Origin of the sequence: Flavobacterium sp. WC2430 (assembly GCF_040822075.1) — a bacterium.
Classification (GTDB): Bacteria; Bacteroidota; Bacteroidia; order Flavobacteriales; family Flavobacteriaceae; genus Flavobacterium.
On record NZ_CP162007.1, the window covers coordinates 1,211,047 to 1,232,920 of the forward strand.

The 21,874-nt window shown below is 34.7% G+C and carries 19 protein-coding genes, 2 tRNA genes and 1 pseudogene; 13 read left to right on the top strand and 9 right to left on the bottom strand.

The features are described 5' to 3' along the window. The first annotated feature begins 3 nt into the window (after nucleotides 1–3). Nucleotides 4–363 (top strand): RNA recognition motif domain-containing protein, encoded by a 360-nt coding sequence (locus AB3G36_RS05230; RefSeq protein ID WP_367756708.1) that lies wholly within the window; start codon nucleotides 4–6, stop codon nucleotides 361–363. A gap of 113 nt (nucleotides 364–476) precedes the next feature. Here AB3G36_RS05230 and leuB read toward each other — a convergent pair whose 3' ends face one another. From leuB to leuC, 6 genes are all read right to left on the bottom strand, one after another. Further along, the gene (leuB, locus tag AB3G36_RS05235) at nucleotides 477–1,538 is read right to left on the bottom strand and encodes a 3-isopropylmalate dehydrogenase (RefSeq protein ID WP_367756710.1); all 1,062 of its coding nucleotides are present in this window, start codon (nucleotides 1,536–1,538) and stop codon (nucleotides 477–479) included. Nucleotides 1,539–1,590: 52 nt separating this feature from the next. Then, nucleotides 1,591–3,114 (bottom strand): alpha-isopropylmalate synthase regulatory domain-containing protein, encoded by a 1,524-nt coding sequence (locus tag AB3G36_RS05240; protein WP_367756712.1) that lies wholly within the window; start codon nucleotides 3,112–3,114, stop codon nucleotides 1,591–1,593. A 31-nt stretch (nucleotides 3,115–3,145) separates the two neighbouring features. After that, on the bottom strand, nucleotides 3,146–3,949 hold the full coding sequence (locus tag AB3G36_RS05245) for a methyltransferase domain-containing protein (protein ID WP_367756714.1): 804 nt from the start codon (nucleotides 3,947–3,949) through the stop codon (nucleotides 3,146–3,148). A gap of 128 nt (nucleotides 3,950–4,077) precedes the next feature. Further along, a complete protein-coding gene (gene leuD, locus AB3G36_RS05250) occupies nucleotides 4,078–4,674 on the bottom strand; it encodes a 3-isopropylmalate dehydratase small subunit (protein WP_367756716.1) in 597 nt (198 codons plus the stop codon). Between the two features lie 149 nt (nucleotides 4,675–4,823). After that, entirely contained in the window at nucleotides 4,824–5,174 is a 351-nt protein-coding gene (locus AB3G36_RS05255; protein WP_367756718.1) for a four helix bundle protein, read from the bottom strand. 66 nt (nucleotides 5,175–5,240) lie between these two features. Continuing rightward, nucleotides 5,241–6,635: a 3-isopropylmalate dehydratase large subunit gene (gene leuC / locus AB3G36_RS05260; protein ID WP_367756720.1), complete on the bottom strand. Its 1,395-nt coding sequence runs from the start codon at nucleotides 6,633–6,635 to the stop codon at nucleotides 5,241–5,243. A gap of 675 nt (nucleotides 6,636–7,310) precedes the next feature. On the opposite strand from leuC, the gene dnaE reads away from it, so the two are divergent. From dnaE to AB3G36_RS05290, 6 genes are all read left to right on the top strand, one after another. Next, entirely contained in the window at nucleotides 7,311–11,840 is a 4,530-nt protein-coding gene (gene dnaE, locus AB3G36_RS05265) for a DNA polymerase III subunit alpha (protein WP_367756722.1), read from the top strand. Between the two features lie 194 nt (nucleotides 11,841–12,034). Beyond that, nucleotides 12,035–12,922 carry an outer membrane beta-barrel protein gene (locus AB3G36_RS05270; RefSeq protein ID WP_367756724.1) on the top strand — a complete coding sequence of 296 codons (888 nt, stop codon included), beginning with the start codon at nucleotides 12,035–12,037 and terminating at the stop codon, nucleotides 12,920–12,922. Nucleotides 12,923–13,266: 344 nt separating this feature from the next. Next, entirely contained in the window at nucleotides 13,267–13,584 is a 318-nt protein-coding gene (gene trxA / locus AB3G36_RS05275; RefSeq protein ID WP_073244015.1) for a thioredoxin, read from the top strand. A 182-nt stretch (nucleotides 13,585–13,766) separates the two neighbouring features. Next, on the top strand, nucleotides 13,767–14,693 hold the full coding sequence (locus AB3G36_RS05280; protein ID WP_367756726.1) for a DUF58 domain-containing protein: 927 nt from the start codon (nucleotides 13,767–13,769) through the stop codon (nucleotides 14,691–14,693). Nucleotides 14,694–14,778: 85 nt separating this feature from the next. Then, nucleotides 14,779–14,852: transfer RNA gene (locus AB3G36_RS05285), tRNA-Asp, on the top strand. Between the two features lie 355 nt (nucleotides 14,853–15,207). Then, nucleotides 15,208–15,281, top strand: a tRNA-Asp gene (locus tag AB3G36_RS05290). 175 nt (nucleotides 15,282–15,456) lie between these two features. On the opposite strand, the gene AB3G36_RS05295 is transcribed toward AB3G36_RS05290, so the two are convergent. Continuing rightward, complete coding sequence (locus tag AB3G36_RS05295; protein WP_367756728.1) at nucleotides 15,457–15,957, bottom strand: DUF456 domain-containing protein; 501 nt, start codon at nucleotides 15,955–15,957, stop codon at nucleotides 15,457–15,459. Between the two features lie 57 nt (nucleotides 15,958–16,014). Between AB3G36_RS05295 and AB3G36_RS05300 the strand changes: the two genes are divergently transcribed. Genes AB3G36_RS05300 through AB3G36_RS05310 form a run of 3 tightly spaced genes read left to right on the top strand, consistent with a single transcriptional unit; the run spans nucleotide 16,015 to nucleotide 17,634 of the window. After that, nucleotides 16,015–16,395, top strand: coding sequence for a hypothetical protein (locus AB3G36_RS05300; RefSeq protein ID WP_367756730.1), 381 nt, complete (start codon nucleotides 16,015–16,017; stop codon nucleotides 16,393–16,395). A gap of 45 nt (nucleotides 16,396–16,440) precedes the next feature. Further along, the gene (locus AB3G36_RS05305) at nucleotides 16,441–16,917 is read left to right on the top strand and encodes a hypothetical protein (RefSeq protein ID WP_367756732.1); all 477 of its coding nucleotides are present in this window, start codon (nucleotides 16,441–16,443) and stop codon (nucleotides 16,915–16,917) included. Between the two features lie 3 nt (nucleotides 16,918–16,920). Next, nucleotides 16,921–17,634 carry a DUF4184 family protein gene (locus tag AB3G36_RS05310; protein ID WP_367756734.1) on the top strand — a complete coding sequence of 238 codons (714 nt, stop codon included), beginning with the start codon at nucleotides 16,921–16,923 and terminating at the stop codon, nucleotides 17,632–17,634. On the opposite strand, the gene AB3G36_RS05315 is transcribed toward AB3G36_RS05310, so the two are convergent. Continuing rightward, the gene (locus tag AB3G36_RS05315; protein ID WP_367756736.1) at nucleotides 17,627–18,727 is read right to left on the bottom strand and encodes a glycosyltransferase; all 1,101 of its coding nucleotides are present in this window, start codon (nucleotides 18,725–18,727) and stop codon (nucleotides 17,627–17,629) included. The two genes, AB3G36_RS05310 and AB3G36_RS05315, sit on opposite strands and share 8 nt — an antisense overlap. Beyond that, the gene (locus AB3G36_RS05320) at nucleotides 18,727–19,671 is read right to left on the bottom strand and encodes a hypothetical protein (protein WP_367756738.1); all 945 of its coding nucleotides are present in this window, start codon (nucleotides 19,669–19,671) and stop codon (nucleotides 18,727–18,729) included. Before AB3G36_RS05320 ends, AB3G36_RS05315 begins: the two co-directional genes overlap by 1 nt. A 54-nt stretch (nucleotides 19,672–19,725) precedes the next feature. Here AB3G36_RS05320 and ruvC point away from each other — a divergent pair, with 54 nt between their 5' ends. The 3 genes and pseudogenes from ruvC to AB3G36_RS05335 all read left to right on the top strand — a co-directional run bounded on the left by ruvC (nucleotide 19,726) and on the right by AB3G36_RS05335 (nucleotide 21,844). Next, the gene (gene ruvC / locus AB3G36_RS05325; RefSeq protein WP_367756740.1) at nucleotides 19,726–20,280 is read left to right on the top strand and encodes a crossover junction endodeoxyribonuclease RuvC; all 555 of its coding nucleotides are present in this window, start codon (nucleotides 19,726–19,728) and stop codon (nucleotides 20,278–20,280) included. After that, on the top strand, nucleotides 20,277–21,410 hold the full coding sequence (gene hemW, locus AB3G36_RS05330; protein ID WP_367756742.1) for a radical SAM family heme chaperone HemW: 1,134 nt from the start codon (nucleotides 20,277–20,279) through the stop codon (nucleotides 21,408–21,410). The genes ruvC and hemW overlap by 4 nt, the downstream gene beginning before the upstream one ends. Nucleotides 21,411–21,466: 56 nt before the next feature. After that, nucleotides 21,467–21,844: pseudogene (locus AB3G36_RS05335) on the top strand (GxxExxY protein). Nucleotides 21,845–21,874 lie beyond the last annotated feature (30 nt).

The window sequence follows — 21,874 nt, forward strand, 5'->3', positions numbered from 1 at the left end:
CATATGAATATTTTTGTTGGAAGCCTTCCATTCAGTATTGAGGAAGCAGATTTAAGAGAGTCTTTCGAGGCTTACGGAGCAGTTGATTCAGTTAAAATCATTACTGATAAATTTACTGGAAGAAGTAAAGGATTTGGTTTTGTTGAAATGACAAATGATGATGAAGCTCAAAAAGCGATTGACGAATTGAACGGAGCTACTGTTCAAGGACGTGCTATTGTGGTTAACAAATCTGAGCCAAAACCAGAAGGAGAAAGAAGAAGTTTTAATAACAACCGTGGTGGAGGTGACTCTCGTGGTGGTTATGGTGGAAACAGCCGTGGTGGAGATAACCGTGGTGGTGGAAACAGAGGAGGATATTAATATTCTTTTTAACAACTATAAAAAAAGGGGACAATGTAAATTGTCCCCTTTTTTGTTTGATATATTCCTTTTAGAGATGCACTACAGTGTATCTCTAAAAGGAATTATTATTTTTATAGATTAGCGACTAACCAATCTCCAACATCACTTGTTTTATATGCTGTAGCTCCTTTTGGTGCTAAATCTTCGGTAACAATTCCTTGTTCCAATGATTTATTAACTACAGCTCTAATCGCTTCCGCTTCTTCTTTTAAACCAAAAGCATCTTCAAACATCATTGCTGCCGATAATATGGTTGCTAATGGATTTGCTATATTTAATCCAGTAGCTTGCGGGTAAGACCCGTGAATTGGTTCGTATAGCGAAGTGTGTTCTCCTACTGATGCAGATGGCATTAATCCCATAGATCCTGAAATTACAGATGCTTCATCAGTTAAAATATCTCCAAATAAATTCTCAGTAATCAATACGTCATACGAATTTGGCCATTGTACCAAACGCATTGCAACAGCATCAACAAATTCATAGCTAACAGTTACTTCAGGATAATCTTTTTCCATAGCTTGCACAGTTTCTCTCCATAAACGAGAAGTCTCTAGAACATTAGCTTTGTCAACGCAACACAATTTTTTTGTACGTGTCATTGCTAATTCAAAACCTTTTTTTGCCAAACGTTGTACTTCTGCTCTTGTGTAAACACAGTTATCAAAAGCGGTTTCTCCACCGTCTCTTCTTCCTTTTTCTCCAAAGTAGATCCCTCCAGTTAATTCTCTTAAGAAAACCAAATCAGTTCCTTCAATACGTTCTCTTTTTAAAGGAGAATTGTCAATTAGAGAAGGGAAAGTGAAAGTAGGGCGAACATTAGCAAATAAACCTAGTTTTTTACGCATCAACAATAACCCTTGTTCTGGTCTAACTGGTGCAGAAGGATCATTATCGTATTTTGGGTGACCAATAGCACCAAATAAAACGGCATCAGCAGCCATACATATTTCATGTGTTTCATCTGGATAAGGAACGCCAACTGCATCTATTGCACAGGCTCCAGTAAGAGCTGGTGTCCAAGTGATTTCATGGTTGAATTTTTTTGCAATGGCATTCGAAACTTTTACAGCTTCATTGATTACTTCAGGTCCAATTCCGTCTCCTGCCAAAAGTGCGATAGTATATTTCATTATTGTATTTTTTTATTACTGATTTTATCTTGTTTTTTGTAAAAATAAGGCTTTAGTTGGTAAAAACATTAAGCATTTTTTGAGTTGCTATAATTGCAGCAACAGTTTGATCAGAGTCTAGTCCTCTCGTTTTAAACTCTTTTCCATTGTTGGTCCAAGTGATAATGGTTTCACACAAAGCATCTGAGCTACTACCAGGAGGGATACGTACTGCATAATCAATCAGCTTTGGTAAAACCAATTTTTTGCTAGTATATATTTTCGCTAATGCATTCATAAAAGCGTCAAACTGTCCGTCACCTTGTGCGTGTTCTTCGATTATTTCGCCATCAATTTTCAAGCACAATGTAGTTGAAGGGCGCATTCCTTTGGCGTGTGACAGTAAATAAGATTCTACCGAAATTTTTTCTTCATAGGAATGACTGTCCAGTACATCCGAAATAATATAAGGCAAATCTTCTTTGGTTACCGTTTCTTTTTTATCACCTAGTTCAATGATTCGTTGTGTAACTAGTTTTAAATCTTCTTGGTTTAATTTCAGTCCTAATTCTTGAAGGTTTTTTTCAATATTGGCTTTTCCAGAAGTTTTTCCTAGCGCATATTGCCTTTTTCTCCCGAAACGTTCTGGAAGTAAATCATTAAAATAGAGATTGTTTTTATTGTCTCCATCGGCATGGATGCCCGCGGTTTGTGTAAAAACATTATCTCCTACAATAGGTTTGTTAGCAGGAATTCGATATCCAGTGAAGGTCTCTACTAATTTACTCACAGAGTATAAAGAAGATTCTTTTACGCCAATTTCTATCTGAGGTAAAAAGTCATTAATAACTGCAACGGTACTTTCAAGCGGTGCATTTCCAGCACGTTCTCCCATTCCGTTTACCGTTACGTGTAGCCCTTGAATTCCAGCTTTTACCGCTTCCATAACATTGGCAATACTTAAATCGTAATCGTTATGAGCGTGAAAATCAAAATGGGTATTTGGGTATCTTGCTATGATTTTTGAAATAAATTCAAAAGTTTCTGAAGGAATTAAAACTCCTAAAGTATCGGGTAATAAGACTCTTTTGATAGGTTGTTTAGTCAAAAAGTCTAAATATTGAAATACATATTCGGGTGAATTACGCATTCCATTACTCCAGTCTTCTAAATAAACATTTGTTTCAATATTATTTGCTGAGGCTAAAGTTATTGCTGTTGCAATTTCGGAAAAATGTTGTTCGGGAGTTTTTTTTAATTGATGTGTCAAATGATTCAATGAGCCTTTGGTCAATAAATTTTGAACTTTGGCTCCTGCTTTTTTCATCCATTCAATTGATAATCCGCCGTCTACAAAAGTCAAAACTTCTATGCGGTCCGTATACCCTTTTTCTTTGGACCAAGCCATAATGCCTTTTACGCCTTGAAATTCTCCTTCGCTTACTCGAGCAGAAGCAATTTCTATTCGATCAATATTTAATTCTTCCAGTAATAATTGGGCAATGGTTAGTTTTTCTGCGGCAGAAAAAGATACTCCTGAGGTTTGTTCACCATCGCGGAGTGTCGTATCCATTATTTCAATTTTTCTTTTTTCCATATTCCTGTTCTAAATTCCTTTTAAAGGAAAATTATTGTTGTGGTGATTGGTTTTTTCCTCTCACCTCATTTAATTTCATTGTCATCGAAATCGCTTCTGTTTCTATCCAATTATAATATTCTTCAATGGCTTTCAATCGCAAATTATTGTCTAAATAACCTTCTTCTACCATTTGTGTTGAGCCTGCCACTTTTGAACAAATACTTATTTTCGATTTAAAATTGGAATCTTCTTTATTGTAAAACTCATCTGAGTTAATTTTTTCAATCGAATGAAAACCTACTTCTTTAAATAAATTAGGTAAATCTTCTGCAATTCTGTTATTCATTCCAGCATCTGCTCTCCATTTTAAGAACGTATTGTAAAATGTTTGCATACTTTCTGGTGGGGATGGATTCCATATCATATTTATGTGGTCATAATCAAGAATCGAAATTTGTCCGTTTGACTTTAATAATGATTTCATTTTTATCAAAGCTTCTTTTGGATTGCTCAACCATTGTAATGTTCTGGCTGAAACAATTAAATCAAATTTTTCATTTGGATGGAAATCAAATAAATCAACATGAATAAGTTCTAGATTTACGCTATTACCATACGATTTTTTGCCACTTAAAATAAAATTTTCTGTATTGTCTATTCCAGTTATTTTTCCTTTTGGTCCTATAATATTGGCAATATCCTTCGAAATTGTACCTGTCCCGCAACCTACATCTAAAACCTTCATCCCAGGTTTCAAAATTTGAATCAAGTGCCTGTAATCTTTTTTTAGACTTCTATTATCAAATATTTTATTAGCTTCTTCGTCTCTTTGTATGTGTTTGTTAGCTTTCATTTATAATTGAATTATTTAAATTTATTTTTTGTCGAATAATTTTAAACAATTATACTGATTTGCTTAATTTAGAAAGACCCGACAGCTTTTAAAAATCTGTCAGGTCTAAATATACTGAACTCGATTTTTTAGTATGGCAGTTTATCTGCAAAACCTACTATTTCTGGTTTGATATTTTGTAAATAATCAATATCATCAAAACCATTGATCATATTGTTCTTTTTGTATCCATTAATATCAAAAGATTCTTTTTCTCCAGTAGCTTTCAAAGTAATCGTTTGCTCCGGCAAATTGATTTCTAATTCTGTTTTTGGATCCGCTTCAATTGCTTTGAAGATTGCATCAGCAAATTGAGGGCTCACTTGAACAGGTAAAACACCAATATTCAAACAGTTTCCTTTGAAAATATCTGCAAAGAACGAAGAAACTACTGCGCGAAATCCATAATCGTAAACCGCCCAAGCAGCGTGCTCACGTGATGAACCTGAACCAAAGTTTTTCCCTCCTACCAAGATTTTTCCTGAGTAAGTTGAGTCGTTCAAAACGAAATCTGCTTTTGGAGTATCGTCTCCGTTGTATCTCCAGTCTCTGAAGAGATTGTCTCCAAAGGCTTCACGTTTAGTAGCTTTCAAGAAACGAGCAGGGATGATTTGATCTGTATCTACGTTTTCTATAGGTAGTGGCACTGCACTACTGGTAAGGATGTTAAATTTATCGTATGCCATGTTTTTATTGCTTTTGGCTTTTGGCTTTTAGCTTTTGGCTCGTTGAAAAACGGAGTCTTTGCATTAAACGTTTGCCGGTTATTTTATTGCTTTTGCTTTTAGCATTTGGTCCTTTGAAAAACGGAGTTATTGCATTGAGCGTTTGCGGGTTATTTCAATTTTTCTATTAATTTTCGTAACTGTTTTCTAAGAATAACTATTTTCTCTGTAAAATCTTCGTAAGCTTCTTTTGAAGTATACTCTAATTCAAAACTTAAAAATAATAAGTATTCTACTTCAGTCGCTGATCCGTGTGCCATGATGAGAAATCTTCTAAAATCTGCATCCGATTCTCTTCCACAGCCTTCGGCTATATTTGTTGGAACAGAACTTGTGGCTCTTCTCAGTTGACTTGTTAATCCGAATAATTCCTCTTTTGGAAAATGCTTGGTGAGATTATAAATTATCATTGTTAACTGATGTCCATCTTGCCAAACAGTGTAATTTTTATAGTCTCTCATTTTATAGTTTTTGGTTCTTACTATATGGTTTTGCCAATTGCTAAAAGCCAAAAGCTAATAGCCTCCCTAAAAAAGCTCTCTTGGATCTGTTAATTTTCCAGTAACTGCCGCTGCTGCTGCCATGATTGGTGAAGCTAACAGAGTTCTTGAACCTGGACCTTGACGCCCTTCGAAGTTTCTGTTTGAAGTACTTACCGCGTATTTTCCTGCGGGTACTTTGTCATCATTCATTGCTAAACAAGCAGAACATCCTGGTTGACGCAGTACAAAACCAGCTTCAGTAAGAATGTCTAATAATCCTTCTTCTTTGATTTGTGCTTCGACAACGTGAGATCCTGGAACCAACCAAGCTGTTACGTTATCTGCTTTTTTACGTCCTTTAACAATTTCTGTAAAAGCTCTAAAATCTTCAATACGACCATTTGTACAACTACCTAAGAAAACAAAGTCAATAGGTTTTCCTATCATTACATCGTCCTCTTCAAAGCCCATGTAGGCTAATGATTTTTTATAGGTTTCAGCTCCACCTTGAACTTGACTAGCATTTGGGATACTTTTAGAAATACCAATTCCCATACCTGGATTAGTTCCATAAGTAATCATTGGTTCGATATCTGCTGCGTCGATGTTTAATTCGGCGTCAAAAATAGCGTCTGCATCTGTTTTTAATGTTTTCCAGTATTCAACTGCTTTTGTCCAAGCTTCTCCTTTTGGCGCATATAATCTACCTTCAAGGAAATCGAATGTTTTTTGGTCTGGAGCAATCATACCACCACGAGCACCCATTTCGATACTTAAATTACAAACTGTCATACGACCTTCCATAGACATGTCTTCGAAAACGTTTCCTGCATATTCAGCAAAATAACCTGTTCCTCCAGAAGTAGTCAATTGAGAAATGATATAAAGTGCTACGTCTTTTGGACCTACACCTTTACTCAAAGTTCCGTTTACGTTGATACGCATTTTCTTTGGTTTTGGCTGCATAATACATTGAGTAGCCATAACCATTTCTACCTCAGAAGTTCCGATTCCAAAAGCAATCGCTCCAAAAGCTCCATGAGTAGAAGTGTGTGAATCTCCACAAACAATGGTAGCACCAGGTAAAGTAATTCCGTTTTCAGGACCAACTACGTGAACGATTCCGTTTTTTTGATGACCTAGTCCCCAGTGTGAAATACCATATTCAGCAGCGTTATCCTCTAATGCTTTCAACTGATTTGCTGATAAAGCATCTTCAACTGGTAAATGTTGGTTTATTGTTGGTGTATTGTGATCGGCAGTAGCAAAAGTGCGCTCTGGATATAAAACTTTAATTCCTCTTTCTTTTAAACCTAAAAAAGCAACAGGACTAGTCACTTCATGAATGAAATGACGGTCAATAAAAAACACGTCTGGTCCATCCTCAATTTTACGCACCACGTGCGAATCCCATACTTTGTCAAATAATGTAGTACTCATTTTTAATATTTTTTAAGTGTATTTCTTTAGTTCCAATCAAGTTAACTTTCTAAAATTGTAAACATGGAGAGCAAATTTAATAAAACAATTAAAGTTGTCAATTTCGATTCTTCATTATATACGATACCCAAACTGTTTTTACGGTTGCTTACCACTTACTTTTGTCTATTTGGTGTTTTGTAAACTGTTTTTATTTTTATTTTTATTTTCTTTCGCGGATGGTTTAAAAAAGAGGTAACGGGATTTTAAAGTTTTGATGATTTAATGCCTAAAACACTAAAAGCAAACTTTTTTATGATTAAAAAACTAATATTTAGGTATTTTTGTATAGAATAATCAATTATTGTTTGTTTTTTATTTTTGGAGTAGACCTCTTTTTATTTGATTTTTAGTAGAATTAAAATTGCTTTTTCGACTTGATTGTATTTGTTTTTTTTAAGTAAATACTACGACATCCAAAAAAATGGCAGTGCAATTTTTTGTGACTTTGCCCTTCCTTTTTTGAGTTTAGCAGTATTGAAATTGAATTTAATTTACGAATTGTGAAGAGCAATAAGATTTTTATAGTAGCGTTCTTTTGTTGATAACTTGCGTTAGTTTTTACTTAAAAAAACAACTAAATTTGACATTCATTTTTTGTAATTCACACAAATTGCAATCACCTCATTTACAGCTATGTATTTAATATTCGATACGGAGACCACAGGATTACCAAAGCGTTGGGATGCCCCTATAACCGATACAAACAACTGGCCTCGATGTATACAAATCGCTTGGCAGCTGCATGACGATATGGGAAAACTCATCGAGCATCAAGATTATTTGGTCAAGCCCGAAGGTTTTAATATACCATATGATGCAGAACGAATTCATGGAATTTCTACCGAATTGGCTCAGGAAAACGGGATTTCTTTAGCTGAAGTTTTAGAGAAGTTCAATGAAGCGTTAGGTAAAGCTAAATTTATTGTAGGTCAGAACTTAGGTTTTGACGTCAACATTATGGGTTGTGAGTTCCATCGTTTAGGGGTAGAAAGTCCAATGGCTTCCATGCCTGTCCTTGATACTTGTACGGAAGTGACTGCAAAATTACTGGAACTCCCAGGAGGTCGTGGGGGACGTTTTAAGTTGCCAACGCTAACCGAATTACATCAGTATTTATTCAATAGGCCTTTCTCTGAAGCGCACAACGCTACTGCCGATGTAGAGGCAACTACCCGATGTTTCTTTGAATTGATTAGAAGAGAAAGTTTTACTAAGGAAAAACTAGATGTTCCAGCTGGTTATTTTCAGGATTTTCAATCAAAGAATCCAAGGGAAATTCAACTTATTGGGTTAAAACATATTAATTTAAAAGAAGCTTCAGATAAAATTCGTCAGCAGTTTGGCGAAAAAGAAGCAGCTACTCTTTCTAAACAAGAACTTACTGAGAATAAAAAAGTACTTGTAGATACTGACTTTGTACATTTGCACAATCACACCCAGTTTTCGGTTTTGCAATCAACTATTAGTATTGCACAATTGGTGAAAGCGGCTACGCAACAAAAAATGCCTGCTGTCGCGATGACGGATCATGCGAATTTAATGGGAGCTTTTCACTTTGTTAGAGATGTTTTAAATCATAATAAAGCAGCTGAAGCTAAGAATGCAACTTTAATTGCTGATGGTGAAGAACCAACTGAGGTTCCTATGAAACCAATTGTGGGTTGCGAGTTTTTTGTATGTGAAGATCACAAAGATAAGTCTCGAAAAGACAATGGATATCAAATAGTACTTTTGGCGAAGACCAAAAAAGGGTATCATAACTTGGCTAAAATGTCTTCAATCGCGTATACTGAAGGTTTTTATTATGTTCCCAGAATTGATAAAAAAGTCATTCAGCAGTACAAAGAAGACATCATTGTTTTATCAGGAAATTTGTATGGAGAGATACCAAATAAAGTTTTAAATCTTGGTGAAAACCAAGCTGAAGAAGCCTTATTGTGGTGGAAAGAAGAATTTAAAGATGATTTCTATATTGAGGTAATGCGTCACAATCAAGAAGATGAAAATAGGGTGAATACCACTTTGATTTCATTAGCGAGGAAGCATGAGGTGAAAATTGTAGCTACAAACAACACCTTTTATATTGATAAGGCCAATGCCAATGCACATGACATTTTACTTTGTGTGCGAGATGGTGAAAAACAAACTACACCTATAGGTCGTGGTCGGGGTTATCGTTTTGGGTTACCCAACCAAGAATACTATTTCAAGACCGGTGAGGAGATGAAAAAACTCTTTACCGACTTGCCAGAATCGATTTCGAATCTAACTGAAATTGTTGATAAAATCGAAATTTACAATCTGGCACGGGAAGTTTTGCTGCCTAAGTTTGAAATCCCAGTAGAATTTAATGTTCCTGAAGATGCAGTAGATGGTGGAGTTCGAGGGGAAAATGCGTATTTAAGACATCTTACTTACGAAGGAGCTAATAGACGATACCCAGAAATCACGGAAGAGGTAAGGGAGCGTTTGGATTTTGAATTATTAACTATTTCAAATTCAGGTTATCCAGGTTATTTCTTGATTGTACAAGATTTAATTGCCGAAGCGAGAAGAATGGGGGTTTCTGTAGGTCCTGGGCGTGGATCTGCTGCAGGATCAGTAGTGGCGTATTGTTTAAAAATCACCAATATTGACCCTTTAAAATACAACCTGCTTTTTGAGCGTTTCTTGAATCCCGATCGTGTGTCATTACCCGATATTGATATCGATTTTGATGATGAAGGACGTAGCAGTGTGATGGATTATGTGATTCGAAAATACGGGTCAAAACAGGTAGCGCAAATTATTACTTACGGAAAAATGGCAACCAAATCAGCGATACGTGATACGGCTCGTGTGTTGGATTTGCCTTTGTTTGAAGCGGATAAAATTGCAAAACTAATTCCTGGGATGATGCCGTCCAAATGGAACTTAGCACGATTCCTGAATGAGGATGAGGCGCTTATTAAAAAAGCGGTTCGCCCTGAAGAATATGATAAAATAAAAGAACTAATTGAGCTGGCTGGGGAAGATGGATTAGGTGGAGAGACGATTCAGCAAGCCAAAGTGTTAGAAGGAAATCTTAGAAATACAGGGATTCACGCCTGTGGTGTAATTATTACGCCTAGTGATATTACCGATTTTGTGCCTGTAGCTACGGCCAAAGATTCCGATTTATATGTAACCCAATTTGACAACTCCGTTGTTGAAACTGCTGGTTTGTTAAAGATGGACTTCTTGGGTTTGAAAACCCTGACCTTAATAAAAGACACGGTTAAACTAGTTAAATATAGAAGTAATATCGATTTGAATCCGGACGAGTTTCCAATTGATGATTTGAAAACGTACGAGCTTTTTCAACGTGGAGAAACGGTAGGGATATTTCAATATGAGAGTCCTGGAATGCAGAAATACATGAAGGAATTGAAACCGACAGTTTTCCCCGATTTGATTGCCATGAATGCACTCTATCGTCCTGGACCAATTGCTTATATTCCAAGTTTTGTTAAAAGGAAAAATGGAGAAGAAGAGATTATATATGATCTTGATGCTTGTGAGGAACTGTTGAAAGATACTTACGGGATTACAGTTTACCAAGAGCAGGTAATGCTTTTGTCTCAAAAATTAGCCGACTTCTCCAAGGGTGATGCTGACGTTTTACGTAAAGCAATGGGAAAAAAGCAAAAGGATGTATTGGATAAAATGAAGCCTAAATTTATTAATCAGGCTGCAGCCAAAGGGCATGCTGAGGATAAATTAGAAAAAATATGGAAAGACTGGGAAGCCTTTGCGGAATATGCCTTTAATAAATCACACTCTACTTGTTATGCGTGGATTGCGTATCAAACGGCCTATTTAAAAGCGAATTATCCGGCTGAATACATGGCAGCAGTACTCTCCAATAACATGAGTGATATCAAGCAAGTTTCATTTTTTATGGAGGAATGTAAACGTATGGGCTTAGAAGTTTTAGGTCCAGATGTCAATGAATCGTACTATAAATTTACTGTAAATGATAATTATGCGGTTCGTTTTGGGATGGGAGCTATAAAAGGAGTGGGACAAGGAGCCGTGAATACTATTGTTGAAAATAGAAAAGACGGTCGATATAAATCAGTTTTTGATTTAACGAAACGGATTGATTTGCGTGCTGCCAATAAAAAGGCCTTAGAAAATCTTATTCTAGCAGGTGGTTTTGACTCTTTTGAAGGGACTTTACGCTCTCAATATTTTCATGATGATGGCGATGGAATTACTTTTTATGAAAAAGCCATTCGTTATGGTGCCAAGTTTCAAGAGAACGAAAACTCCTCACAGGTAAGTTTGTTTGGCGAAAGCAGTGATGTTCAAATTGATGAGCCTATTGTGCCGCCTTGTGAAGATTGGAGCACTATGGAAAAACTGGCTAAAGAAAAAGAAGTAGTTGGAATTTATATTTCGGGACATCCATTGGATGATTATAAATTTGAGATGAAATATTTTTGCAATGCTAAGTTAGAAGCGCTTAAAAACTTAGAACTTCATGTAGGTAAAAATTTGACCTTTGGAGGAATTATAAATAATGTGCAACATCGAGTTGCCAAAAACGGGAAAGGCTGGGGGATATTCAATTTGGAAGGATATGACGAAAGTTACGAGTTCAAGATTTTTGGAGAAGAATATTTAAAATTCAGGCATTTCTTCATTCAAAATAATTTTACTTATATGAAAGTGTTAGTAAAAGAAGGCTGGGTAAATCAAGATACGGGTAAAAGGAGTGAGCCAAGAATTCAATTTATGTTAGTTCAATATTTACAAGATGTATTGGATACGTTTGCTAAAAAATTGGTTGTTTTATTGAATATTACCGATTTACAAGCAGAGTTTATCCATAAATTAAGTCATCTTTTTCAGGAAAATAAGGGAGACGGTCAAGTTTCTTTTGAAATTATGGAATTGGAAAAGATTAAAAAAATTGTAGAAACTGTTGCTGAACTGCCAGAAGGAGAAGATTTTGTAGAAGAAAACGAAGATGTTGAGGTGTCAGATGAAGTAGGAAATAAGGCGATTAGCGTTACTGAAGTGGAAGAAATTAAAGTAGTGACTAAGTTGACCATGCCTAGTAGAAGGCTTAAAATTAAGATTTCAAATGAATTGTTATTTGAATTAGAAAAATTACAAATTAATTTCAAGTTGAATTAGTAACTTAATAAATAAGGACTTTTTTTAACGGTTAAATTTTTGGTTTTTTAATGTTTTAATATGTTAAATCGTACTCAAATAGGGATTAATTTATCTAATAACTTGGGGTATTTGTATTAATAATTTATGTTTTAAAATGACTTTAATTTACTACAAATTTAATTTAAATTTGTAGTAAATTAAATATAGAAAACATGAAAAAGAACCTATTTTTATTAGGATTTATAGCTTTTACAATGTCTGTTTTTGGTCAAACTGAAAAGAAGGAAAGTTGGTATTTTAAATTAGGAGGATCGTATTTTGTACAAGCCGCTGCGACTGAGTTTCCAAGTGTTAACGGTAGAGAACCATTAAAACAAGTGTATGAAAATGGAGTGCTCGTTTCGAAAGAAAGTATAACAGGATCGTTTGGAGAAGGATTTAGAACTGGTTTGTCAATTGGATACCGTTTTACGGATCGTTTAGGTGTTGAAATGGGGGTTAATTATTATGCGAGCAATAGTAAAACTATGGTAGAGACTATTTCTCAAGATGTAACGGTTTTGCAAGCTAAAGGTCAGGTAAAAGCACTAGATTTAGCTCCTGCATTAGTATTGTATTTAGGTAAAGTAAAAGGATTTGAACCGTATACAAAAGTGGGTGTAATTGTGCCAGTTAGTGGTAAACTAGATATTAAAACCAATGCAATATCTAATGGAGCTGTGATTTATCGTGAAGATGTAATTAAGCCAAATCCGACCGTAGGGTTCCTTGCTGCATTGGGGACTTCCTATAAAATTTCCGGAAAACTAGCCGCTTTTGGAGAAATTGAATACCGTAATTTTACAGTTCATGGTAAAGATAAGGAAGTAACAGCCTATACTTATAATGGTACGGACCGTTTGACTTTGTCAGAGGGGCATCCGCTATATGTAACTACTGCTGAGCGATATACTAATTATTCGGATCATTTAGATCGTAACTCAAACAATCAAGAGACTAACGCATCTGGTTTTGATAGTTCAAAGCCAACAGATGATTTAAGTTCTTATATTAGTATTAGTGGTGTTGGTTTAACTTTAGGGTTAAGATATAGTCTATAAGCAGTGAGTTGATTTCATAAAAAGGAGTGGTAGGTTATCTCTTTTTTAGCCCTGATGGTAGCGGCATCCTTTTATGGACTGTTTTGACGAGGGACGAGGCAATCAGGTCATAAAAGATATAGCGGACAGCAGGAATAGCTTCATAAAAACAAGAAAACAATTCATTTGCAGGTTTTTTAAGATTAAAGATTTCACAATAAATCTAAGATTTTGGAGGTATAACGAATTACAATGCTTTTATAATCAAAACTAATTTACGAATAGTGTTTGGTTTGTTTTTAATTTCTAAATTTGTACTCTAGTTTTGAAATCGATTAAAACTTTAAACTTTAAATAAAGATAATATGGCTTTAGCAATAACAGACGCTACTTTTGAAGAAGTAGTTTTGAAATCAGACAAACCAGTGATGGTGGATTTTTGGGCAGCATGGTGCGGACCTTGTAGAATGGTTGGACCAATCATTGACGAATTGAGTACTGAATACGACGGGAAAGTGGTAATTGGGAAAGTTGATGTTGACGCAAACCAAGAATTTGCTGCAAAATACGGAGTGAGAAACATCCCAACAGTTTTGGTTTTTCACAACGGAGAAGTAGTAGGAAAGCAAGTAGGAGTAGCTCCTAAGCAAACTTACGCAGATAGTTTGGACGCTTTGTTGTAATCGGTAGATTATGATTTATTATAGAATTTTTAAATAAATTCAGATTAAAGGTTTGGCGCAAGTCAAGCCTTTTTTTGTATCCGATAAATATGTTTTGAGCCTCTGTGGTTCTATTTATTGTGCGTTTGCGTTTTGTAATCTTTTAATTTTTAATTCATTCAATCTTTTAATAACTTTGGAATATGAAGATCGAATCGCAAATAGAGAAAATTTCCAGTTTTCAACATCTCGAATTGTTGGCAAACCAAGTGGTCGAAGGATTTATATCGGGCATGCATAAAAGTCCGTTTCATGGTTTTTCGGCTGAATTTGCAGAACACAAGGTGTATAATGTGGGCGAGAGCACCAAACACATTGACTGGAAGTTGTTTGCCAAAACGGATCGATTGTATACAAAACGGTTTGAAGAAGAAACTAATTTGCGTTGTCATATTATTATTGATAACTCTTCGTCCATGCATTATCCCAAATTAAAAGCAGATCAAAATTTCTACGAAAATAAGGTGGGCTTCTCTGTTTTGGCCTCAGCGGTCTTAATGAATCTTTTAAAGAAGCAAAGAGATGCGGTGGGCTTGAGCGTGTTTTCGGATAGTTATGAGTACTATGCTCCCGAAAAAGGGAGTGATCGTCACCATAGAATGATTCTGAATACATTGGAGAATTTGTTGGTTACCCCTACAATTAAAAAAAGTACGGATACGGTTACTTTTTTACATCAAATAGCGGAGAAAATACATCGCCGTTCGATGATTATTCTATTTACGGATATGTTTCAAATGGGTGAGGAAGAAGTGTTGTTAAATGCTTTGCAACATTTGAAGCATAATAAACACAAAGTAGTCTTGTTTCATGTGGTGGATAATAAAACCGAATTGAATTTTGACTTTGACAATGGACCAAGAAAGTTTATTGATGTAGAGACTGGGGAAGAAATTTCGGTTTTTGCCGATAATGTGAAGCAGGAATATGAAAAACAGATGCAATCGTACTTTAAAAAACTAGCGTTAACTTGTGCTCAAAATAGAATTAAGTACGTTCCTGTAAGTGTAAGTGAAGATTTTGAAAAAATACTAATGACATACTTGGCTGAGAAACAAAACTTTGGATAATACTTCGAAAAAAAAGCTATTTTTTAAGTAAAAACGTTTGTGTAACTCGAAATCTATTGTATCTTTGCCACCGCAATACGCAGCTGGTCTGGTAGTTCAGTTGGTTAGAATACCTGCCTGTCACGCAGGGGGTCGCGGGTTCGAGTCCCGTCCAGACCGCATATTGGGGAGAGCCTTTCTTAACGGAAAGGCTTTTTTGCCCCTAAAAGGTTTTTAAGATTAGTTGTGTTGTTTGGTCGAGTTGGTAGCAACGAGACCGGGTTTAGTAGTTAGACCAATGAAAAGCTTTCCCGTTTCTCGGGATGGCTTTTTTGATTTAAGGGCATTTTTAATTAACAGCTATTGGATAGGAATCCAATTTAAAGCTTGTTTTTGAAGTGATTTTACTTTTATTTGGTTTTAAAACAATAGTAATCAGAAGGTTGTGTTTTTTCTTTATTATTTTATTTAAAAAAAGCATAAACTATTGTATTATTCGAGTTCTATTGTATCTTTGCAACCGCAATAATGAGTGGGTCTGGTAGTTCAGTTGGTTAGAATACCTGCCTGTCACGCAGGGGGTCGCGGGTTCGAGTCCCGTCCAGACCGCATATTGGGGAGAGCCTTTCTTAACGGAAAGGCTTTTTTGCCCCTAAAAGGTTTTTAAGATTAGTTGTGTTGTTTGGTCGAGTTGGTAGCAACGAGACCGGGTTTAGTAGTTAGACCAATGAAAAGCTTTCCCGTTTCTCGGGATGGCTTTTTTGATTTTAAACTGTTTTGGAAATTAAAACAAGGCCGATTTGTATTGCCAAACAATCGAAATAAACAATCCCAAATAAAGGATTGCAACTAAAAACTGCATAAAACTAGAAACCAGAAAACCTATCAATGATCCTGTCGCAGCTTTTAGTGCGCGCGTATGGTTTTTTGAATCATATAGTAATTCGCCAAGGAAGGCTCCAAGAAAAGCACCTATTATAAACCCAAAAGGGATTGGAATAAGGAGTCCGATAAATAAGCCAATATTTGTTCCCCAAATTCCATAAGAACTTCCCCCGAATTTTTTAGCGCCTTTGGCAGGAATGAAATAATCTAAAACAGAAAGAAGGAGTGTAATTAGTAATGTAATTCCCAAAACCCAGTAATTTACGGGAATAGTATTTGTAAAATAAAGTAATAATAAGCCAAACCAACTTACACTTAATCCAGGAATTACAGGCATAAAACTGCCAAAAACACCTATAATCATGCAAATAAAACCAATGATTAAAAGTAGTATGTCCATAATTTAATTTTTTAGTAATTTTGCATTAATATAATAGCTTTTAATTTAGAAACGAATATGAGAAAAATTAAATTAATAATAGGGTTAATGTTGTTTTTCAATATTTTTTCAGGAACGCTTTATGCTCAAACGAAAGCCATTAATACCGAAGATAGCTTGTTGAAAGATTCTATTTATATTGCGAATAAAAAGAAAGTTTCTAATTTTTCATTGAAACAATTTGATCAACTTTTTTTTGAATTTTCTAGTAAAAAAGGACTGCCTGATTTCATATTAACAAAGAAAGAGTTTTATAATTATACCATTCAAATTGGAGCATTCTCCGATAGATTGGCAGTTTTATATCCAGCGGAAAAAGAAGCTGCTGAGGTAAGTAAAAGGAAATGGTTCGCCGAAAGCTATCAAGATTATTTGCTTTCGAAAGCATCACATAAATAATAATTGTATTTTTATAAAATATTAGCCCAATTCAAAACCAAAACATTGAAGCACTATTACTTTTTTTTAGTATTCTTACTTTTTTCTTCCTGCCAATATTTCGAAAAGCAAGTGCCTTCGGAAAAAGAATTGTTGCAAAAAGAGTTGAAAGCCATCAATTGGAAAGAAGTCGATGAATTTCCTTCTTTTGTTGATTGTGATAAATTGGAGAATAAGGAGCGCAGAGAACAGTGTTTCTTTATCTTTTTAACTCAACTAATACAGGAAAAATTAAGCAGTGATACCCTTTCAATCTTGTATCCTGAATTAGACACTATCGAAGTAAAAGTCACGATATTTCCAAATGCAAAAATGAAATTTGAGCCACTATTTCCTAAAGATTCAGTTGCTTATGACACCATAAAAATTGATAGTATATTGCATGTTAGACTCGTTGATTTTCCTAAAGTGAATCCAGCTATAAAACGAGGAATACCTGTGACAACACAATTTATTCTTCCAGTAATTCTTAAAGTAGAATAAATAATGCCTTTTACCTTATCACATCCAGCTATTATTTTACCGTTTTTAAAAAACAAAAAATTGTCAGCTACCGCTTTGATAGTAGGTTCTATGTCACCTGATTTTGAGTATTTCTTCCGAATGAGAATGCAAAGCGAGATCAGTCATACTTTGCTTGGTATATTTCTAATTGATTTTCCCTTGGGCTTTATAGTGATGTTTACTTTTCATGAAATTATAAAAAGACCATTTATAGAGAATACTCCTGTTTTTTTTCAAAAAAGAATGCAAGAATTAAAAGAATCAAATTGGGTTAATTATTTTAAAAATAATATTTTCACCGTTTTAATTTGTTTCTTTTTAGGAGCTGTATCTCATATTTTATGGGATTCTATGACACATTGGGATGGCTTTATGGTTCAAAATTTTTCTTTTTTTAATATAGAAATTTACGGGATCCCTGTATATAAGATTGCACAGCATGTTAGCTCAATAATTGGTTTGATATGGATTGCATATTATATTTATAATTTGCCCGAAGAAAATAAAGATATCAAAAGAATTAACTTGAGTTACTGGTCGATAGCTGTACTTTTTGCTATGGTTTTGATTGCGATGCGATTTTATTTTGGGACAGAATTGGAAAAAATCGGGAATGCCGTTGTGAGTATTATTTCTCCAATGGTGATTGCCATTACTTTGACAGGTTTAATTTTTAGAAATAAAAAAACTATTTAGAAAAGGGTCTTCCTTTCCATTCGTATTTTCCAAATAGAGAATATAAGGCCACACTAACACTAAAAAAAGGATAGAATAAACTACTCAGTAGAAGATAAGATGTTTTTTTTGAATTTAAAAAGTGATTGGATTGCAAGATTAAAATGGCATCGACAATAATTTTAAATGCAAGCAAATTTAAAAAAAGAAGACTACTGCTAAAGTGTAAAAGCCCATATCCAAGAGTCCAAATGCAAGCTAAATTACCAGTAAATACAATTATACCTAGTGTTTTTCCAAAAACACTTTGATACGAACTTGTCTTTGAAGCCCAACGCACTCTTTGATAAAATAAGGATCTCCAATCGTCCAAAGGTTTTGTAACTACAATATTATTTTTTGATTTTAGATAATGCACTTGCTTTGGGAATGCAACAATCGCTTTTTGCAATAAAAAGACATCGTCACCGCTGGCAATTTTATCATTTCCTTCAAAACCATTTAATTTTTGAAAAAAGGATTTGGTGTAGGCCAAGTTGGCACCATTGCACATGAATCCTTTATTTATTCCAAAACTTCCTATTGTGGCGCCTTGTAAACTGGCGATGTCTAGTTGTTGAAACTGATGTAAAAAAGTGTTTTGACAATCGTAAGTCACAGCACCAGCAATCATAGTAACCTTATGCGTTTGAATGTAATTATCGAGAATTAATAACCAGTTTTTATCAACTACACAATCAGCATCAGTGGTAATAATCCAATCCGTTGTTACGGTATTCATTGCCGTTACGATAGCATCTTTTTTTGGTGATTTTGAATTTCTGATGTTGTTTAGTACCGAAACCTGAAAGGTGAAAGTTGGAACTAGAAATTTTTCTTTAGAATCGTCATCTACCAGAATTACTTTGAATAAGTTTGTTGGATAATTGAGTTTGGATAAGCTAGCCAGAAGAAGGGGTAAGTTATCGGTTTCATCTCGAAACGGAACAATAATAGTGAATTCCGTCTTTGGTTCTAAGCCAATAGCATCATGCTTTTTTATTTTTGTAAAGCCATAAATTAAAGCACCAATGGTTATGAAATAAATGGATAATATGATGATTAAAATAAGCATTATGCAATTTTTTGGGATTTAAAACTCAGCACATAGTAACTACCTATGAATACTGGCAAAACTACATTTAGAAACCACATCAGTGTAGATACAAATATGACAATCCATTCATTTACACCTAATATTCCAAAGAAAAAGATGGCTACACTCCCTTTTACTGCAAAGTCCAAAAACTGAAAAGTAGGTAGCGAGGAAGCTAAGAAATAAACACTAGTTACGGCAGCCATCAAAGTCAAGTAAGGTAAGTCGACATCAAAAGCCAAGAATAGAAAATAATATTGATGCGAAAAAACGAGGTAACGGGAAAAGCCTAATACTATGTTTTTCTGGTGAATTCGTTTTGGTATTTCATTGATTTTATGAATCAGTTTTTCGATAGAATAGCCTTTAATCGCAATTTTTTTCACTGAAAATAACACTATAAATGTTAGTAAAAATGCTCCAAAAATAATGGCAACCGTTTTTGTAGTAATCACATTGTATTTAGCATTAAAATACAACAAGCCAAAGATTCCTATGATTACTGTCAATACCATTTGGATACCATTGCAAATCAGGTTAAGGAATACTACTTGCTTCGTATCTTGTTTTTCATAGTACAATGCTTTTCCTGCATATTCACCTACACCATTTGGCGTAAAAATTCCCGCTGTTAACGCGGCCAAAACTTGTTTAGTAGCTTCAGATAGGGAAATAGGTTTAATATAGGAAGCCAGGTTTTGCCATTTTAAAATCTCAAAATAACGATTCAAAACACTCAAAAGTAATATAAAACCAATTCCAAGTACAGATTGGTTCTTTTTGAATTTAACTATAAACTGAACCCAGTCTAGTTTGTCATTATTGGCGAGTTGATTGTAAATGAAATAAAATGCGCCACCCACAATCAAAACTTTGATTAGAAGTACGAGGAATTGCTTAGTTTTGTGAGGAATTGAAATCATGAGTGCAAAGAAACAAAACTTTAAACTTTGAACTTTAAACTTTAAACAAATCTTTTGGCAAACGAACGCATCATATTAGGAATTGATCCAGGAACCACCATAATGGGGTTTGGTTTAATACGTGTTATCAATAAAAAAATGGAATTTGTACAATTGAACGAATTGCAATTGTCTAAATACGATAACCATTATCAGAAGCTAAAAATCATTTTTGAGCGCACTATTGAATTAATCGATACACATCACCCTGATGAAATTGCCATTGAAGCGCCTTTTTTTGGTAAAAATGTGCAGTCAATGTTAAAATTAGGTCGTGCTCAAGGTGTAGCTATGGCTGCGGGATTATCAAGAGATATTCCAATAACGGAATATGAACCCAAGAAAATAAAAATGGCTATTACCGGAAACGGAAACGCCAGTAAAGAGCAAGTGGCTAAAATGCTACAGCAATTATTAGGATTGAAAGAATTACCCAAGAATCTAGATTCAACCGATGGATTAGCTGCAGCCGTTTGTCATTTTTTTAATTCTGGAAAAGTCGTAGGCACGAAAAGCTATACCGGTTGGGATGCTTTTGTAAAACAAAACGAAGAACGAGTTAAGAAATGAGCGGAATCTATATTCATATACCCTTCTGTAAGCAAGCCTGTCATTACTGCGACTTCCATTTTTCGACTTCCATGAAGAAAAAAGAGGAAATGGTTTTGACTTTGGCCAAAGAAATTCGCTTACGCAAAAGTGAATCAAGTAACGAGAAGGTGGAGACTATTTATTTTGGAGGTGGTACGCCAAGTGTTTTGAGTTCGGATGAAATTGATTTTTTGATTGCGACAGTTTATGAAAATTATACAGTAATAGAAGATCCTGAAATCACATTGGAAGCCAATCCGGACGACTTGTCAAGTGAACGAATTTTGGAACTTTCGAAAAGTAAAATCAATAGGTTGAGCATTGGAATTCAGTCTTTTTTTGAAGATGATTTACAAATGATGAACCGCGCGCACAATTCGGTGGAAGCCCGAAAATGTTTGACAGAAGCCACGCAATGTTTTGATAATATTTCGATTGATCTCATCTATGGAGTTCCGGGAATGAGTAATGAAAAATGGCAGCAAAATATTGAAACGGCCTTGTCTTTTGGTATTCCTCATATTTCTAGTTACGCTTTGACGGTAGAGCCCAAAACAGCTTTGAAAAAGTTAATTCAAACTGGAAAAATAGCAGAGCCAAATGACGAAGTCGCTCAAGAACATTTTATGATTCTGGTGGAAACACTTCAAGCAAATGGTTTTATTCATTATGAACTATCCAATTTTGGTAAAGAAGATTACTTTTCAAAGAATAATTCGGCTTACTGGCTAGGTAAAAAGTACATTGGTATAGGACCTTCAGCTCACAGTTATGATGGGATTTCTCGTAGTTGGAATATTGCTAATAATCCGTTGTATATAAAGTCAATTGATTTGGATCAATTGCCAAATGAGATTGAAATTTTATCCCTTTCTGATCGATATAATGAGTATATTATGACAGGATTGCGAACGATTTGGGGCGTTTCTTTAGACAGAATTGAATCAGAATTTGGACCAACTTATTTGGATTATTTAAAGAAACAAGGACAAAAATATTTGGATGATGATTTGCTTTCGGTAGAAAATAATATTTTGAAACCTACTAAAAAAGGAAAGTTTCTGACAGATGGAATTGCAAGTGATTTGTTTTACTTAAATTTGGAGTAAATGAATTAACCGCAAGGTTCGCAAAGGTATACGCAAGGGTCACAAAGTTTTCTTATATGACTGAAAATGAATTATCAAAAATTGTCTTTGACTGCGCTCTCAAAGTGCATAAAACGCTTGGTCCTGGATTACTAGAAAGTGCTTATGAAGAATGCTTGTATTATGAACTCAAGAAAACGGGTTTAAACGTAGTAAAGCAAAAAGCATTGCCTTTGATTTACGAGGATGTTCAATTAGATATTGGATATTGACTTGATATTATTATTGAGGAAAAATTGATTTTGGAAATAAAATCAGTTGATGCTTTAAATGATATTCATTTTGCTCAATTACTGACTTATCTTAAATTGACCAATTGCAAACTAGGTTTATTGATTAATTTTAATGTTGTTTTGATAAAGGACGGCATAAAACGAATTGCAAATAATCTTTAAGTAAACCTTTGCGAACCTTGCATATACCTA